Below are 16,449 nucleotides of genomic sequence, written 5' to 3'. Positions count from 1 at the left end.
GAACCCGTGATGGACGAGGACAGCAGGTACGAGGCGGTGCGCAGCCGGGACGGGCGGTTCGACGGGGCGTTCTTCTTCGCCGTCGAGACGACCGGGATCTACTGCCGGCCGAGCTGCCCCGCGGTGACGCCCAAGCGGCGCAACGTGCGCTTCTACCCGACGGCCGCCGCCGCCCAGCGCTCCGGGTTCCGGGCCTGCCGGCGGTGCCGGCCGGACGCCGTGCCGGGGTCGGCGGAGTGGAACGTCCGCGCGGACGCCGTCGGCCGGGCCATGCGGCTGATCGCCGACGGCGTGGTGGACCGCGAGGGCGTCGCCGGGCTCGCCACCCGTCTCGGCTACAGCGCCCGGCAGGTGCAGCGGCAGCTCACCGCCGAGCTGGGCGCGGGTCCGGTGGCGCTGGCCCGCGCGCAGCGGGCGTACACCGCGCGGGTCCTGCTCCAGACCACCGGCCTGCCGGTCACCGAGGTCGCGTTCGCGGCCGGCTTCGCCAGCGTGCGGCAGTTCAACGACACGGTCCGCGAGGTGTACGCGGCGACGCCGACCCAGATGCGCGCCACCGCCCCGCGCGGCGGCGGTGCCCGCCGGGCCGCCTCCGGCACCGGCATCCCGCTGCGGCTCGCCCACCGGGGCCCCTACCAGGCCGCCGCCGTCTTCGACCAGCTCGCGCGGGAGGCCGTGCCGGGGGTCGAGGAGGTCACGGGCCGGCCCGGCGCGCGCACCTACCGGCGCACCCTGCGGCTGCCGTACGGCACCGGGGTCGCCGCCGTCGCCGAGCGCACCCGGGCGCCGCGCGCGGGCACCGGCACGCACCCGGGCGGCTGGTTGGACGCCCGCCTGCACCTCACCGACCCACGGGACCTCACCACCGCCGTGCAGCGGCTGCGGCGGCTGTTCGACCTCGACGCCGACCCGTACGCCATCGACGAACGCCTCGGCGCCGACCCCCGCCTCGCCCCCCTGGTCGCCGCCCGCCCCGGCCTGCGCGCGCCCGGCGCCGTCGACCCCCTGGAACCGGCCGCCCGCGCTCTGCTGGGCCCGGCCGGGTGCGGGCGCCTCGTCCAGGAGTACGGCAAGACCCTCGACACCCCGAACGGCACCCTCACCCACCTCTTCCCGGAACCGGCGGCACTGGCGGCGGCCGGGGGCGAGACCGGTGCGGCGCTCGCCGCGCTCGCCACCGCCCTCGCCGACGGCACCCTGCGGCTGGACGCGGGCGCCGACCGGGACGACGCGCAGCGGCGGTTGCTCGCGCTGCCGGGGATGGACGCGGCCACCGCCGCCGTGCTCCGGGCCCGCGCGCTCGGGGATCCCGACGTGGCCCCGCCCGGCGTCCGGGCGCCCGACGCCTGGCGCCCCTGGCGGACATATGCCCTACGACACCTTGACGTGACAGGAGAGCGGAACCGATGACCGCCGGATGCTTCACCCACCTCGACACGCCCCTCGGGCGGCTGCTCCTCACCGCCGGTCCGGACGGCGCGCTCACCTCGCTGCACTGCGCGCGGGACGTCCCGGAGGGATTGCGGCAGGACCCGGGCCCCTTCGCCGAGGCGCGGGCGCAGCTCGACGCCTACTTCGCCGGTGAACTGCGCGCGTTCCGGCTCCCGTTGCGCGCCCACGGCACCGAGTTCCGGCGGCGGGTCTGGGCCGCCCTCGACGAGGTGCCGTACGGCACCACCCTCACCTACGGCGAACTGGCCGCCCGGATCGGCGCCCCCCGCGCGGCCGTCCGCGCCGTCGGCGGAGCCCTCGGCGCCAACCCCCTGCTGATCGTGCGCCCCTGCCACCGGGTGATCGGCGCCGACGGCTCCCTGACGGGCTACGCGGGCGGCCTCGACCGCAAGGTGCGGCTGCTGACCCTGGAGGGCGCGCTCAACGGCGAGGAGGCCTACGCATCTCCGGCGGGCTCGAAGATCCGGTCCAGGTGGTAGGCGAGCACGCCGGTGGCGGATTCGGCGGTGCGCTGGCCGACCAGGACGCCGGTGCCGAGGCCGGCCGACATGGCCAGCAGTCCGGCGGCCGCCGCGCCCGGGTCCGTGCCGGGGCGCAGCTGCCCCGCGTCGGCCGCCTGCCGGAGCAGCCCGGCGACGGTCGCCTCCGCCGCGTCGGGGTCCTTGATGAAGGGCTGGGCGGCGAGGGCCTCGTCGGTCACCGAGAGGACGGCGTACGAGGTGTAGAGGTGGTGGAACGTACGGCTCTCCGCGTCCACCGGCAGCGCGGCCGCCAGCAGCGCCTCGATCACCGCGCGCGGTCCGGGGGCGGGTCCCGCGGCGGCGACCCGCGCGGCCACCCGTTCCCCGAACCTGCCCGCCAGGTGCCGTAGTCCGAAGAGCAGCAGCTTCTCCTTGGACTCGAAGTAGTACTGCACCAGCCGCAGCGACACGCCCGCCTCCGCGGCGACGTCGCGCATCCCCACGGCGTGCAGCCCGAGCCGCCCCGCGGCCCGCACCAGGGCCTCCGCGATCTCCGTCCGCCGCTCGGCGTGGTCCACGCGCCTGGGCATCGTCCGGCCTCCTCCACTTTCGCGGTCCGGTCGCCTTGATGGTACAGCCGTACCATCGATGTGGTACGTTCGTATCACGAAAAATCGACTGCCCCGGAGGTGGCCGTGTCCAAGCCCGCAGCACCCCGACCCCCGGCCGACGTGGGCCGCTACGTCAGCGACACCTGGCGCGAGCGCTACTTCGCCGCCTGCGACGCGCTGTACGCGCTGGGCGCGCCCGCGACCGGCGAGACGGACGTGGAGACGTCCTTCGGCACCACGCACGTCTACCGGTACGACCCGCCGGCCGGGTCCGGGGCGGCCGCCCCGGACCGGACACCCGTCGTCCTCGTGCACGGCGCCGGAAGCTGCTCGGCGATGTGGTACCCGAACACCCGCGACCTCTGCGCCGAGCGGACCGTCTACGCCATCGACACCCCGGGCGACCCCGGCCGCAGTGTGCACCGCGCCCCCCTCCACGAGCCCGAGCGCGCCGCGCGGTGGCTGGACGAGACGCTCGCCGGGCTCGGCCTCGACCGGGTGCACCTGGTCGGCAGCTCCTACGGCGGCTGGCTCGCCCTCAACCAGGCGCACCGCGCGCCCGATCGGCTCGCCTCGGTGACGCTGCTCGACCCGGGCGGCCTGGAGAAGGTCGGACTGCGCTTCTTCGTCTGGATCTTCGTCAGCCTGTTCGCCACCTTCGCCCCCAAGGCGCTGCGGCCGCGCCTCGCGTCCTGGCTGGAGCAGCCGGTGCTGGTCGTGCCCGAGCTGCGCGCCATGGTCCGGACCGGCGTGCGCGCCTACCGCATCCGCCGGCCCGCGCCGAAGCCGCTCACCGACGCCGAACTGGCCACCGTGCGCACGCCGTTGTACCTGCTGCTCGGCCGCCGCAGCCTGCTGGTGCACCCCGACCGGCAGGCCGAGCGCGTCCCCCGGCTCGTGCCCGGCGCCCGCGCCGAGATCATCGCGGAGACCGGTCACGGACCGCAGATCGACCACGCCGGGACGACCAACCGCCTGATGCTGGACTTCATGGCCGGCACCGAACGGGACAAGGTCACCGCCTGACCTTCCGAGTCGAGCGGGCTGTTGGGCCGAGCGGGTGGCATCGCGGCGGACGTGCGGCGGCGCGGCCCGGTGCTGTGGCACGGTCGCCTCCGGCGGAGCACGGGGAAGGGCGGGCGTACATGGGCAAGGTGAGAGGGGTCCTCGCGGCCCTGCTGCTGGCGCTGGTCCTGCCGGGCGCGCGGGCCACCGCGGACGTCGCCGCCGCAACCCGCGTCGCGGCCGACGCCCCGCACTGGACCGGCAGTTGGGAGACCGCGCCGTCCGGCACCGCCGCCGCGGTACCCGGCGCGGCCGTCCGCAACGTCGTCCATCTCGGCATCGGCGGCACCGCCGTACGGATCCGGCTCAGCAACCGGCTCGGCACCGGGCCGCTGCGGCTCGGCGCGGTCACCGTGGCGCTGCGCCGGGCGCCGGGACCGGACGCCGCACCCGGTACCCTGCGCGCCGTCAGCTTCAGGGGCGCCCCCACCGTGACCGTCCCGCCGGGGCAGGACACCGTCAGCGACCGGGTGCGGCTGACCGTGCCGGACGCCGCCGACCTCCTCGTCACCGTGTACACCCCCGAGGACGACGGCCCGGCCACCTACCACGCCACCGCCCTCCAGACCAGCTACCTGGCCCCCGAGGGCGCGGGCCACGCCGCCGACGAAAGCGGGTCGTCGTACACGACCGTCGTCCGGTCCTGGTACTACGTCACCGGCGTCGACGTCCTCGGCGGTGCCAACGGCAGCGTCGTGGCCTTCGGCGACTCCCTGACCGACGGCACCGGATCCACCCCCGACACCAACCGCCGCTGGCCCGACCGGCTCGCCGCCCGGCTGCTCGGCCACCGGCTCGGCGTCCTCAACGCCGGGATCGGCGGCAACCGGCTGCTGCGCGACGGCGCCGGACCGAGCGCCCTCGCCCGCCTCGACGCCGACGCCCTCGACCGGGCCGGGGCGCGGATCCTCGTCGTCTTCGAGGGCGTCAACGACATCAAGGGCCTGCCCCCGGCGAACGACCCCGCCGCCTACGCCGACGCCTACCGCACCCTCGTCTCCCGCGCCCACGCCCGCGGCATCCGGGTCGTCGGCGTCACCCTCACCCCGTTCCGCGGATACGCCGCCTACACGGACGGCCGCGAGGAGGTGCGGCAGCGGGTCAACGCCTTCATCCGCACCGGCGGCGCCTTCGACGCGGTCGCCGACGCGGACGCGGCCGTACGCGACCCCGCGGAGCCGACCCGCATCCTCCCGGCGTACGACCCCGGCGACCATCTGCACTTCAACGACGCGGGGATGGCGGCGGTGGCGGAGACCGTCCACGGGGCGCTCCCGGTGCCGGACTGACCCGCGAGGCGGGCCGCCTCACCCCCACCGCAGCACCCCCAGCCACGCCCCGGCGATCAGCAGGCACGCGAACAGCTCGGTCAGCACGCCGGCGCCGCCCGCGCGCATGACCGTGCGCAGGGCCGCCATCGCCTCGCCGTGCCGGCCCAGCCGGAGCCGTTCATGGAGATAGATCCCGGCCAGGAACCCCGGCACCGCCCCCACCACCGGCAGCAGCACGAAGCCGAGCAGGGCCCCCGCACCGGCGTACCCCGCCAGCGCGGGCGTGGCGCCGCTCTCCCGGAGCCGGCGCGGCGGCAGCGTCCAGCGCACCACCCGCGCGAGCAGCAGCACCGCCGTGGCGCCCACCAGCACCGCCCACGCCACCGGGCGCGGATCCTTCAGCGCCCACCACAGGACGGCGGCCCACACCAGCCACGACCCCGGCACCCCGGGCACCAGCACGCCCACCAGGCCGGCGGTGATCACCACGCCGACCAGCAGGAGTTCCGGGGCGCCCATCCGCCCAGGGTGCCGGAGAACCGGCCCCCCGGCGAGACCGGCGGCGGATCACTCCGGTCGGCCGCGGGCGACCCAGCCGCGCTCGTAGGCGTGCCAGCCGAGCTGGAGCCGGGTGGTCACCCCGGCCAGCTCCATCAGCCGCTTCACCCGGCGCTGCACGGTGCGCAGGCCCAGATCCAGTTGCTTGGCCACGCTCGCGTCGGTCAGCCCGGCCAGCAGCAGCGACAGCACCTCCAGATCGGTGGCGTCCGGGCCGTCCGGCACCTCCTCGGCCGCGCCGTCCGCGTTCAGCCGCAGCGGCAGCGCCTCCCGCCACACCGACTCGAACAGCCCGGCGAGCAGCTCCAGGAGACCGCTGGCGTGCACCACCAGCGCGGCCGGCTCCGCGCTGGGCGAGGTCAGCGGCACCATCGCCAGCGAACGGTCGGCCACCACCAGCTTCGTCGGCACCCGGTCCGTCACCCGCACCCGCTCGCCGCGGCCGAACGCCTCGGTCAGCCCGTCGAGCGCCCGCGGCAGATCGAGCGCCGCCCGCTCCACCACCACCCGGTACCGCACCCCGCGCCCGGCCGCCTGCTCCTCCGCCTCGTTCTCCGGCGCGGGGACCGCCACCGGGTCGCCGGTCACCAGTGCGCACACCTCCTCGGCCGCGCCCAACTGCAACTGGAGGAAGCGCTGCGCGACCGCCGAGGCGCCGGTCACCACCTCCACCAGATCGTGCACCGCGGGCTCGACCGCCGCCGCCCGGTACTCCCGCGCGAGCAGGGCCGCGGCCAGCTGCGCCTGCTCCAGCTCGTGCCGCTGCCGGGTGAGCAGCGCGCCCAGCGCCACCGCGGGCGGCGCCGCCACCCAACGGCCGGGCCGCGCCGAGGAACGGGCCGCGAGCCCCTGCCGCTCCAGCCCCCGCAGCGCGCTCTCGGTGTCCCCCACACACAGCGTCAGCCGCCGCGCCAGATCGGCCACATCGGCCGCGCCCACCGCCACCAGCGCCCGGTAGGCCGCCTCTTGTCCCTCGTCCAGCCCTATCGCCGCCAGCATCGCCCCGCGTCCCTCCCTGCGTACCGCGTACCGGGGTACCGCGTACCCGAGTACAAGCCACCTGAGCACGAGCCGTCCCCGCCACCGGCCGTCCGGGAACAGGCCGTCGCGGAGGACCGTGGCTGGCGGGAACCGGCCACGGCGTAAACCCGCCGCGCACATCATCGCCGTAGCGCGGCGGCCTCTGCCAAGGTGGGCCTCGTCGTGGCGGAGAACGAGTGCGCCGCGATCCGGCCACCCGGCGGGTGGCCGACATGGTCCGGTCCGTGAGGACCGTGACGCGGCCCGTGCGGGTCCGGGCGTCAGGAGACGTCCGCGGACGCCAAGGGGACACGGGGCCGGGTCACTTCGCGCGTCGCCGGGCGGTCCCCCCGTGGGGGGTGGGGCCGTCCGGCGGCCGTTCACCTTTTCGCGGCGGGAATCCTCCGATGGCCCGTTTTCCGTCCGTCCGCGTGGTGACAATCAGGGCATGAGCCAGCAGCGGGGAAGGCCCACCGCCCGTCCCGAGGACGACTGGTGGGGGCAGCTGTACGACGTCTCCACCGGGGACACGGGTCCGTCGACCGCGCCCGACTCCCTGGACGACCGCTTCGCCTCGGTGCGGAACACGGTCCGGGAGAGACCGGACCCGCCCGGCTTCCCGGTCCCGCCCGACACCCCCACCCTGCCGATCCTGCCGGTCGTGCCGGCCCGGCGCCCGGCCCCCGAGCCCGCCGCCGGCCCCGACTACGTGGGTTCGGGACCCCCCACCTACGACCCCGAGCCCACCGTCCTCCCCGCCGCCGGGCCGGGGGAGCCGGACGAGTCGGTGGCGGACACGGTGCTGGACGGCGCCCGGTACGGCTCCTGGACGCTGCGGTCGGTGTCCTCGCGCGGGGACTCGGCGCGCTATCGGGGCGAGCCGCGCCGGGACGCGGTGCTGACCGCGCGCTTCGGGAGCGGCGAACACGCGCTGGTGCTCGTCTCGATGGCCACCGGCGCGCGGACCACGCCCCAGGCGCACCTCGCGGCGGCCGAGGCGTGCCGCTGGATCGGCCGGGCCGTGGGCCGCAGCCACCGGCGGCTGGCGGAGGACCTCCGCGCGGCCCGGCGCGCCGACCTCAAGGCCGGCCTGCACCGGCTGACCGGCCGCAGCCTCGGCCGGCTGCGCGCGAGCGCCGCCGAACGGGGCGCCGAGCCGGGGGAGTACACGGCGACCCTGCGCTGTCTGCTGCTGCCCGCCGACCCGCGCTGCCGCACGCGCGTCTTCTTCGGCGTCGGCGAGGGCGGCCTCTTCCTGCTGCGGGACGGCGCGTGGCGGGACATCGAGCCGGGCGAGGCCGACGAGGAGCCGCCCGAGTCGCCCGGGCCCGCTCCCGGCCCGTTCCGCTTCCAGGTCTCGCTAGCCCGCCCGGGTGACGCGCTGCTGATGTGCACGCCGGGCCTGGCCGAGCCGCTGCGCGGTGAGCCGGCCCTGAGCGCCTATCTGTCCCGGCGCTGGTCCGGCCGCCGCGCACCCGGCCTCGCCGCGTTCCTCGCCGACGCCCGGGTACGGGTCAAGGGCTACGCCGACGACCGTACGGCGGCGGCCGTGTGGGAGGCGTAACCGCTTCTCGTATGCCTCCATGGAACCGGGGCACCACGGACGGATCCGGGACCTCGGACGGATCCGGGACGGATCCGGGACCTCGGAAGGGGCAGACGCGAGAACATGGCCAAGCAGAACGTAGCCGAGCAGTTCGTCGACATCCTCGTCCGCGCCGGCGTGCGCCGCCTCTACGGCGTCGTCGGCGACAGCCTCAACCCGATCGTGGACGCCGTCCGCCGCCACTCCGCCATCGACTGGGTCCATGTCCGCCACGAGGAGACCGCCGCCTTCGCGGCCGGTGCCGAGGCCCAGATCACCGGGAAGCTGGCCGCCTGCGCCGGCTCCTGCGGCCCCGGCAACCTCCACCTCATCAACGGCCTGTACGACGCCCACCGCTCCATGGCCCCCGTGCTGGCCCTCGCCTCCCACATCCCCTCCAGCGAGATCGGCCTCGGGTTCTTCCAGGAGACCCACCCGGACCGGCTCTTCCAGGAGTGCAGCCACTACAGCGAGCTGATCTCCAGCCCCCGGCAGATGCCGCGGCTGCTCCAGACCGCCATCCAGCACGCGGTCGGCCAGAGCGGGGTCAGCGTGGTCTCGCTGCCCGGCGACATCGCCGCCCAACCCGCCCCGGAGAAGGCCGCGCAGAGCGCCCTGGTCACCTCGCGGCCCACCGTCCGCCCCGGCGACGCCGAGATCGACGCCCTGGTGGAGATGATCGACAGGGCCGGCAAGGTCACCCTCTTCTGCGGCAGCGGCACGGCGGGGGCGCACACCGAGGTCATGCGGTTCGCCGAGAAGATCAAGTCCCCGGTGGGACACGCCCTGCGCGGCAAGGAGTTCATCCAGTACGACAACCCCTACGACGTCGGTATGAGCGGACTCCTCGGCTACGGCGCCGCCTACGAGGCCACCCACGAGTGCGATCTGCTGATCCTGCTCGGCACCGACTTCCCGTACAACGCCTTCCTGCCCGACGACGTGCGGATCGCCCAGGTCGACGTGCGGCCCGAGGTGCTCGGCCGGCGCTCCCGGCTCGACCTCGCCGTGTGGGGCGACGTGCGCGAGACGCTGCGCTGTCTCATCCCGCGGGTCAAGGAGAAGACCAGCCGGCGCTTCCTGGACCGGATGCTGAAGAAGCACGCCGACGCCCTGGAGGGCGTGGTCAAGGCGTACACCAGGAAGGTCGACCGGCACGTTCCGATCCACCCGGAGTACGTGGCCGCCGTCCTCGACGAAGTCGCCGACGACGACGCCGTGTTCACCGTGGACACCGGCATGTGCAACGTGTGGGCGGCGCGCTACATCTCGCCCAACGGCCGCCGCAGGATCATCGGTTCGTTCTCGCACGGCTCGATGGCCAACGCGCTGCCCATGGCGATCGGCGCGCAGTTCACCGACCGGCGCCGGCAGGTGGTGTCCATGTCCGGGGACGGCGGCTTCGCCATGCTGATGGGCGACTTCCTGAGCCTGGTCCAGCACGACCTTCCGGTCAAGGTGGTGCTGTTCGACAACTCCTCCCTCGGCATGGTCGAGTTGGAGATGATGGTCTCCGGACTGCCCTCCTACGGCACCGCCAACGCCAACCCGGACTTCGCCGCGGTGGCCCGCGCGTGCGGGGCGTACGGGGTGCGGGTGGAGAAGCCGCAGCAGCTCGCCGGCGCGCTCAAGGACGCCTTCAAGCACAAGGGTCCGGCCCTGGTGGACATCGTCACCGACCCCAACGCCCTGTCCATCCCGCCGAAGATCAGCGCCGAGATGGTCACCGGGTTCGCGCTGTCCGCCTCCAAGATCGTGCTGGACGGCGGCGTGGGCCGCATGCTCCAGATGGCCCGCTCCAACCTGCGCAACGTGCCCCGGCCCTGACACCACCCGGTCCGGGGAACGGGTTTCGGCCAGTTTCACGGCGCGTGACGGCATGCCGACCGGCTGTGCCGGGCGCGGTTGCCCGGCCGTCACGGGGCGTCAGCGGCGCCAGTTGGCTCCCCGGAAGGCGGTCGTACGGCCCGGGTACCCGCCCCGGGCCCGGGTGTGGCGGGCCCCGGCGGTGGCCGAACCGCCGGTCATCGGCCCGGTGCGAGGACTGGCTGTTGGTCCACTGGGCAAGCATCCCCCGTGAACGTGTTCGACCAGGAGGGGCAGGGTTCGAGCGGCGTGCGGGCGGGGGCCATGAAGAGGCAGGCACGAGGAGGTGGTCCCGTGACCACCGGGACCCGCTCCGTGGAACCGGGGGACGGTACGGGGGAAACCCCGGGGGAAGGTCCCGGCGGTGTCATGGAGACCGCGGAGGGCGTGGGCACCGCGGGGAGCGGGGGGACCGTCAGGAGCCCCGGAGAGTCACCGGGGCGGCTGGTGCGGGTGCCCGCCGCCGGCCCCGCGGGGGACCGGCGGGACGGGCGTGACCGGCGGGACGGCCGCGGGCGGGGCGTGGAGCCGCCGCAGCGGCTGTGGCGCAGGCTCGGGCGGGCGGACCTGCGCTCGGTGCCCGAGGCCCGCCGGGAGCTGCGCGAGCTGCTGCGGGACTGGGGGAAGCCGGGGCAGTCGGAGATCGCCGAACTGCTCACCAGCGAACTGGTCACCAACGCGCTCGTGCACACCGACGACGACGCCGTCCTCACCGCGGTCGTGGCGCCCGGCGGACTCCGGGTGGAGGTAAGGGACTTCGTGCCCCGAAGACCCCAGGTGCGCACCCCCGATCCGGACGACGACACCCACGGCCGGGGCATGGTCCTGGTGGAGTCCCTCGCGGACGCCTGGGGCGTACGGCCGCACGGCGTCGGCAAGTCGGTGTGGTTCGAGCTGGGCGCCGAGGCGGCGTGAGGCACGGCGGACACGGATCGGGGGCGCGACCCGAGCGGTCGCACCCCCGACTTGGGAAGACAGAGGGCGGCTAGCCGAACTGCTGCTCCAGGTCCTTGAGCTTGCGCTCCAGGGAGTCCAGGCGGGGCAGGGCCATGGTGTCGTCCTCGGCGGTGAGGTCGACGGTCACCGGCTCAGACTTCTTGCGCACCGGCTGGAGGGAGGGACGGGACCGTACGGGCAGTTCCGCCGTCGCTATGGCAGGCTCCGCGGTCGCGGACGCGGAGCCACGCTCCACCGCCTGCACCTCGACCTGCCGGCCGCCGCCGGCCCGGCCCACGAAGCGGCCGTGGCCCCGGCTGATGGCCTTGAGCTGGGCGCGCTCCATACGGTGCTGCTCGCGCCGGCGCTCCCGCGTCTGGTCCTTCTGGCGCTTGTCCTCGCGGACCTCCTCGACCGCCTCGTCCAGGCTGCGCACGCCCTCCAGGAGCATCAGCGACCACGCGCGGTACGTCTCGCGGGGGGCGCGCAGCCAGCGCACGATGCGGATCTGCGGCAGCGGGCGCGGCACCAGGCCCTGCTCGCGCAGCGCGGCGCGGCGGGTCTGCTTCAGCGCGCGGTCGAACAGGACGGCCGCCGACAGGGACATGCCGGAGAAGAACTGCGGGGCGCCCGCGTGGTCGACGCCGCGCGGCGCGTGCACCCAGTTGAACCAGGCCGCGGCCGCGGCGAACAGCCACACGAGGATGCGCGAGCCGAGGGCCGCGTCACCGTGGCTGGCCTCGCGCACCGCGAGGACGGAGCAGAACATGGCCGCGCCGTCGAGGCCGAAGGGCACCAGGTACTGCCAGCCGTCGGTCAGGCCGAGGTTCTGCTCGCCGAAGCCGACGAGGCCGTGGAAGGACAGGGCGGCCGCCACCGCCGCGCAGCAGAACAGCAGCACATAGGAGGCGGTGCCGTAGATGGCCTCCTTGCGCCTGCGGCGCTCCTCGCTGCGCTCCCACGAGTCGTCCGCGCTCGCGTTCTCCCCGGAGGAGCGCTTTCCGCGCGCGAGCACCGCCACCGCCACCAGCATGCCCAGGAGCAGTACGGCGCCCGGAAGCAGCCAGTTCAGCGATATGTCGGTCAGTCTCATCAGGGGTCCCTTGCATTGGGATAGGGCGTAACGCCCGCCATAGTGGCCCACTCCCGGCGGCCCTCAGGGGGTTTCGCGGCAAGAGGCCGCCAAGGGGGTGCGAGGGGATGCGCGGGGACGGCGATCTGCTCGAACTGACGCTTGAGGCGCGGGAGTTGAGTTCGAACAAGACTACCTGTACGGATGGTTCCTCGGAAAGTTCCTGCGAGAGGTGAGGAAGTTGTGAATCACCTGTCCGCACGGCGGTCCGATTCGAGTTGATCTTAGTGGACGGCGGGGGCCGCTCGTCCTCGATCGAGTTTGACGTACCGCTCGGTACGTCTAGGGTGCTTGACGAACAACCGACAACCCGTCGTTAATGACCCCAAGTACCGACAAGCCGCCAGGAGGACCCGTGAAGCAGGGCGTGCAGGGCTCCGCGGCGGCGCACACGCACGGTGAGGGGCTGGTTCCGGACCAGCGGCGGCCCGCTGCCGAGCGGCCCGTGATACAGCGGTCCTCGGTGCGCGGGCAGATCCTGGAGGCGCTGCGCACGGCGCTGGTCACGGGCGAGCTGAAGCCCGGCGAGGTCTACTCGGCGCCGGTGCTCGGGGAGCGGTTCGGGGTCTCGGCGACGCCCGTGCGCGAGGCGATGCAGCAGCTTGCCCTGGAGGGCGCCGTCGAGGTGGTGCCCAACCGCGGGTTCCGGGTGGTCGAGCGGGGGGCGCGGGATCTGGCCGAGCTGGCGGAGGTGCGGAACCTGATCGAGGTCCCGGTGATGCTGCGGCTGGCCCGCACGGTCCCGGCCGGGCGCTGGGCCGAGCTGCGGCCGCTCGCGGAGGACACCGTCCGCGCGGCCGCCTCCGGCTGTCCCGCGACGTACGCCGAGTCCGACCGCGCCTTCCACCGCGCGATGCTGTCCTTCTCCGGCAACGGGGAGCTGGTCCGCATCGCCTCGGACCTGCACCGCCGCGCCCAGTGGCCGCTGGTCGGCGGCCCGGTCCGCCACGCCCGCGCGGACCTCCTCGCGGACGCGGCGGAGCACGTGTCCCTGCTGGACGCCCTCGTCGCCCGGGATCTCGACGTGGTGCGCGGCCTGGTGGCGGAGCACTTCGCGGGCGCGGCCTGAGAGACCGGCCCGCGAGCCGCAGGGTCGTCCGAGCTACTCAGGGAACCTCACGAACCGTCGCCGTCGCCCTCGCCGTGCGCCGTCTTCGAGTAACCGTCGTGCCACGCCGCCTTCGCGCCCGAGTCGCCGATGCGGTAGACGTCCACCACCGCGCCCACCGCGATGACCACGGACAGCAGCCCCACGACGATCCGGACCGGAAGCGCGGACCAGCGCGAGCGGCCCGCCTTGCCCTCCTGGCCCTGGTTGCCCTCCTGGCCTGCCTGACCCTCCTGGAGACGGAGCGAGCGGCCCGCCCACCACACCACCACCGCCAGGACGAACAGCCCCAGCGCCCACGGCAGCAGCCCGTCGCCCAGCTCGGTGTGCCTGCGGACCAGCGGGTCGCTGTCGACATGCCGCTCCAGCCACTCGCCCGCGCTGGTCGTGAGCGGCACGCTCACCAGGGCGACGAAGGCCAGCACGGGCAGCAGGACGCCGAGCCGGCGCGTGGCCCGTGGCCACACCGCCGCGACGACCAGGGCGAGGGCGGTCAGCGGGACCAGCACCACGACGACGTGGACGAGCAGAACATGGGCCGGCAGGCCGTTGACGAGTGACATCCGACGCTCTCCTGGGGTGGGGGGCAAGGGTCTTTCTTTCGGATCAGGTCGCTCGGGCCAACGGCGCCTTGCGACCGCCGACAAGATCCGAAAGAAAGGCCCTGGGCGCGTCACACTGGCACAGCCGTCTCTCAGTTCCTTCTGAGCATGCCCCGCACCCCCTGGCTCACGCCGTGACCGGCCCCGCCGCCGGCGGCGCGAGCTGGGCCGCCAGCCACGTCGGGACGCCCCCCAGGAGCCGGAACAGCCGCCGCGCCTCGTCCCGCAGCCGCGTGGCCGCCGGTTCGTCCTCCGTGTCCGCCAGGGAGACCAGCGCGGGCGCCGTGCCCACCAGATAGCCCAGCTCCTCCCGGATCCGCAGGGACTCGGCGAACCCGTGCCGGGCCTCCGCCAACTCCCCGTCCCGCAGGGCGAGTCCGGCGAGATGGCGCCAGGTGAAGGACAGCAGCAGCGGATCGGCGTGCGCGGTCGCGCCCGCGTGCGCCCGGCGGTACGCGGCGCGCGCCGCCTGCGGGGAACGGGACAGGTTCTCCGCGAGCAGCCCCCGCCGGAAGTCCAGCAGCGCCCGCCCCGCCGCCCCCGGCGGGATCAGCGCCGCCGCCCGCCCCAGCGCGGCCCGCGCCTCGTCCACCCGGTCCCGGATCCCGTGCAGCGTCGCGGCGTACGCGAGCTGCCCCCGTTCGCACGCCGCCGCGCCCCGCTCCTCGTCGGTGTGCGCGAGCGCCTCCGCCGTACGCAGCGCGTCCTCCGCGTCCGCCCAGCCGCCCTCGGTGTACAGGCAGCGCTCGACCAGCAGCACCGCCCGTTGCAGCGCCGCGCCCGGCGTGTCGGGTGGCAGCAGGGCCGCGGCGTCGGCCCAGCAGGCCCGCGAGCGCAACCGCCATACCGCGGTCTGGAGAGGATCGTCACCGGCGGTCGTTCCGTTCCCAGACATGGCGGTATACGCCACGTTGACCTCCCCAGGCACGCCATCGGGCTGTTGAGTGGTGGCGGCATTCCAGCACCGATCACCACGCCCGGCCAAGAGGGTGGGTGAAAGAATTCACAAAGTAGTGGGGCTTGACGGGGGAGCGGTCCGCCTGTTTCGGCCCCCGTCGGCTCAGCTCATGCGCAGCGCCAGGAAGAAGTCGAGCTTGTCCTCCAGGCGCGACAGGTCCCGTCCCGTCAACTGCTCGATCCGGCCGACGCGGTAGCGCAGCGTGTTGACGTGCAGGTGCAGGCGGGTGGCGCAGCGGGTCCAGGAGCCGTCGCAGTCGAGGAACGCCTTCAGGGTCGGTATCAGCTCGGCGCGGTGCCGGCGGTCGTAGTCCGTCAGCGGGTCCAGCAGCCGGGCCGTGAAAGCGCGGCGCACGTCGTCCGGGACGAACGGGAGCAGCAGCACATGGCTGGCCAGCTCCTGGTGTCCGGCCGCGCAGACCCGGCCGGGCCGGGCCGCCGCCACCCGGCGGGCGTGCCGGGCCTCCTCCAGGGCGCCGCGCAGCCCCTCCGCCGAGTGCACGGCCGCGCTGACGCCGAGCGTGAGCCGCCCGTCGTCGGCCAGGCCCGCCGACAGCGGCTCGCGCACCGCCTGGAGCAGCGCGTCGGCGAGCAGGCCGGTCTCCGCGCCCTCGTGGTCCGCGGCGACGGCCGGCACGGCGGGCAGCGGCACCAGGGCGACCGCCTCGTCCCCGGTGTGCGCCACGGCGATCCGGTCGGCGGGCTCGGGGCCGGTCGCCAGCGGGTCGACCAGCACCTCCTCCAGCAGCGACTGGGCCACCGGGCCGCCCTCGGAGTCCGCGCCGTCCCACTCCACCCGGGCCACCACGATCTGCCAGTGCGGGGCGACGCCCAGGCCGGGCAGCAGCACGGGCGCGGCCACCCGCAGCCGGGCGGCGATCTCCGCGGGCGCGGCGCCCGTCTGGACCAGCTCCAGGACCTCCTGGGCGAGCCGGCGGCGCACCGTGCGGGCGGCTTCCCGGCGGTCGCGCTCCACGGCGATCAGCTGGGTGACGCCCTGGAGCAGGTCCATGCGCTGCCCGTCCCAGTCGCCCGCGTCCGCCTCGACGGCCAGCAGCCAGTCCGACAGCACCGTCTCGCGGACATCGCGCGGGGCCTGCGGGGCGCGCCCCGAGGAGCGGACGGGGAAGAGCGAGTACGTCGTACCGCCGAGCTGGACCCGGTGCGGGCCGCGCCGGCCGGTGCGGGCCGCGGCGAGCTGCTCGGTGGCCAGCCGGGCGCAGGTCTCCGGGGACAGGTCCGGGCCCGCCACCTTGGAACCGGCGATCAGCCGCCCGGTGGGGGAGAGCACCCAGGCGCGCAGGTCCAGGTCGGTGCCGAGCAGGTCGAGCACCACGTCGGGGCCGCCGCCCGCCGGGCCCGAGGTCATCATCCGGCGGTGCCGGTCCACCACGGCGGCCAGGTCCCCGGCCCGCTCGCCGGAGACCTGCCGTACGACGTGCTCGGTGACCGTCGCGAACGCCACCGACTCGTCCACCGCCATCAGCGGCAGCCGGTGCTTGGCGCAGGCCGCCACCAGGTCCTCCGGCACCCCGCCCAGCTCGGCGGTGCCCGCCGCGAGGGCCGCCACCCCGGCCTGCACCAACAGGCGCACGAACGGCTCGGAGTCCGCCGCGTCCCGCCGCCACGCCAGGCCGGTCAGCACCAGCTCGCCGCCGGAGAGATAGCGGCTCGGGTCCCGCAGGTCGGTCGTCATCACACCGCGTACCGAGCGGTCCAGCTCGTCCTCGCCGCCGAGCAGCAGCAGGCCCAGCGCGTCGGTGTCCAGCAGTGCGCGCAGCCGCATCTCAGTTGCCGCCGTTTCTGTGTCTCGAAACCTACGATG

At 75.1% G+C, this 16,449-nt stretch carries 15 protein-coding genes; 8 read left to right on the top strand and 7 right to left on the bottom strand.

What is annotated here, in order from left to right; genetic code table 11:
* Window positions 1–9: 9 nt before the first annotated feature.
* Both AB0927_RS03975 and AB0927_RS03970 read left to right on the top strand, forming a co-directional pair.
* Window positions 10–1,410, top strand: coding sequence for an AlkA N-terminal domain-containing protein (locus AB0927_RS03975; protein WP_366666055.1), 1,401 nt, complete (start codon window positions 10–12; stop codon window positions 1,408–1,410).
* A complete protein-coding gene (locus AB0927_RS03970) occupies window positions 1,407–1,931 on the top strand; it encodes a methylated-DNA--[protein]-cysteine S-methyltransferase (protein WP_366665913.1) in 525 nt (174 codons plus the stop codon). The genes AB0927_RS03975 and AB0927_RS03970 overlap by 4 nt, the downstream gene beginning before the upstream one ends.
* Here the strand turns inward: AB0927_RS03970 and AB0927_RS03965 are convergent.
* Window positions 1,889–2,503, bottom strand: coding sequence for a TetR family transcriptional regulator C-terminal domain-containing protein (locus AB0927_RS03965; RefSeq protein WP_366665912.1), 615 nt, complete (start codon window positions 2,501–2,503; stop codon window positions 1,889–1,891). The genes AB0927_RS03970 and AB0927_RS03965 overlap by 43 nt on opposite strands.
* 99 nt (window positions 2,504–2,602) lie before the next feature.
* Here AB0927_RS03965 and AB0927_RS03960 point away from each other — a divergent pair, with 99 nt between their 5' ends.
* Together AB0927_RS03960 and AB0927_RS03955 are read left to right on the top strand one after the other, a co-directional pair.
* Window positions 2,603–3,550 carry an alpha/beta fold hydrolase gene (locus AB0927_RS03960; protein WP_366665911.1) on the top strand — a complete coding sequence of 316 codons (948 nt, stop codon included), beginning with the start codon at window positions 2,603–2,605 and terminating at the stop codon, window positions 3,548–3,550.
* A gap of 119 nt (window positions 3,551–3,669) precedes the next feature.
* A complete protein-coding gene (locus tag AB0927_RS03955; protein WP_366665910.1) occupies window positions 3,670–4,878 on the top strand; it encodes an SGNH/GDSL hydrolase family protein in 1,209 nt (402 codons plus the stop codon).
* Between the two features lie 18 nt (window positions 4,879–4,896).
* On the opposite strand, the gene AB0927_RS03950 is transcribed toward AB0927_RS03955, so the two are convergent.
* Together AB0927_RS03950 and AB0927_RS03945 are read right to left on the bottom strand one after the other, a co-directional pair.
* Window positions 4,897–5,379 carry a DUF456 domain-containing protein gene (locus AB0927_RS03950; protein ID WP_366665909.1) on the bottom strand — a complete coding sequence of 161 codons (483 nt, stop codon included), beginning with the start codon at window positions 5,377–5,379 and terminating at the stop codon, window positions 4,897–4,899.
* A 48-nt stretch (window positions 5,380–5,427) separates the two neighbouring features.
* A complete protein-coding gene (locus tag AB0927_RS03945; RefSeq protein WP_366665908.1) occupies window positions 5,428–6,417 on the bottom strand; it encodes a helix-turn-helix transcriptional regulator in 990 nt (329 codons plus the stop codon).
* A 469-nt stretch (window positions 6,418–6,886) separates the two neighbouring features.
* Between AB0927_RS03945 and AB0927_RS03940 the strand changes: the two genes are divergently transcribed.
* From AB0927_RS03940 to AB0927_RS03930, 3 genes are all read left to right on the top strand, one after another.
* Window positions 6,887–8,002: a protein phosphatase 2C domain-containing protein gene (locus tag AB0927_RS03940; protein WP_366665907.1), complete on the top strand. Its 1,116-nt coding sequence runs from the start codon at window positions 6,887–6,889 to the stop codon at window positions 8,000–8,002.
* 105 nt (window positions 8,003–8,107) lie between these two features.
* Window positions 8,108–9,850, top strand: a complete 1,743-nt coding sequence (locus AB0927_RS03935) for a pyruvate dehydrogenase (RefSeq protein WP_366665906.1) — start codon at window positions 8,108–8,110, stop codon at window positions 9,848–9,850.
* Window positions 9,851–10,411: 561 nt separating this feature from the next.
* Window positions 10,412–10,804: an ATP-binding protein gene (locus AB0927_RS03930; protein ID WP_366666054.1), complete on the top strand. Its 393-nt coding sequence runs from the start codon at window positions 10,412–10,414 to the stop codon at window positions 10,802–10,804.
* A 70-nt stretch (window positions 10,805–10,874) separates the two neighbouring features.
* Here the strand turns inward: AB0927_RS03930 and AB0927_RS03925 are convergent, their stop codons facing one another.
* Window positions 10,875–11,918: a DUF2637 domain-containing protein gene (locus AB0927_RS03925; protein WP_366665905.1), complete on the bottom strand. Its 1,044-nt coding sequence runs from the start codon at window positions 11,916–11,918 to the stop codon at window positions 10,875–10,877.
* A gap of 358 nt (window positions 11,919–12,276) precedes the next feature.
* Here AB0927_RS03925 and AB0927_RS03920 point away from each other — a divergent pair, with 358 nt between their 5' ends.
* On the top strand, window positions 12,277–13,026 hold the full coding sequence (locus AB0927_RS03920) for a GntR family transcriptional regulator (protein WP_366665904.1): 750 nt from the start codon (window positions 12,277–12,279) through the stop codon (window positions 13,024–13,026).
* Window positions 13,027–13,073: 47 nt separating this feature from the next.
* Here the strand turns inward: AB0927_RS03920 and AB0927_RS03915 are convergent, their stop codons facing one another.
* The 3 genes from AB0927_RS03915 to AB0927_RS03905 form a co-directional block, all read right to left on the bottom strand.
* Window positions 13,074–13,628: a DUF2231 domain-containing protein gene (locus tag AB0927_RS03915; protein ID WP_366665903.1), complete on the bottom strand. Its 555-nt coding sequence runs from the start codon at window positions 13,626–13,628 to the stop codon at window positions 13,074–13,076.
* Window positions 13,629–13,794: 166 nt separating this feature from the next.
* Window positions 13,795–14,562: a hypothetical protein gene (locus AB0927_RS03910; RefSeq protein ID WP_366665902.1), complete on the bottom strand. Its 768-nt coding sequence runs from the start codon at window positions 14,560–14,562 to the stop codon at window positions 13,795–13,797.
* A 165-nt stretch (window positions 14,563–14,727) separates the two neighbouring features.
* Window positions 14,728–16,410, bottom strand: a complete 1,683-nt coding sequence (locus AB0927_RS03905; protein ID WP_366665901.1) for a PucR family transcriptional regulator ligand-binding domain-containing protein — start codon at window positions 16,408–16,410, stop codon at window positions 14,728–14,730.
* Between the last annotated feature and the right edge of the window lie 39 nt (window positions 16,411–16,449).

The organism is Streptomyces sp. NPDC048106 (assembly GCF_040706415.1).
Taxonomy (GTDB): domain Bacteria; phylum Actinomycetota; class Actinomycetes; order Streptomycetales; family Streptomycetaceae; genus Streptomyces.
The sequence above is the reverse complement of the archived record's forward strand: the minus strand, read 5'-3'. Positions and strand labels throughout refer to the sequence as shown.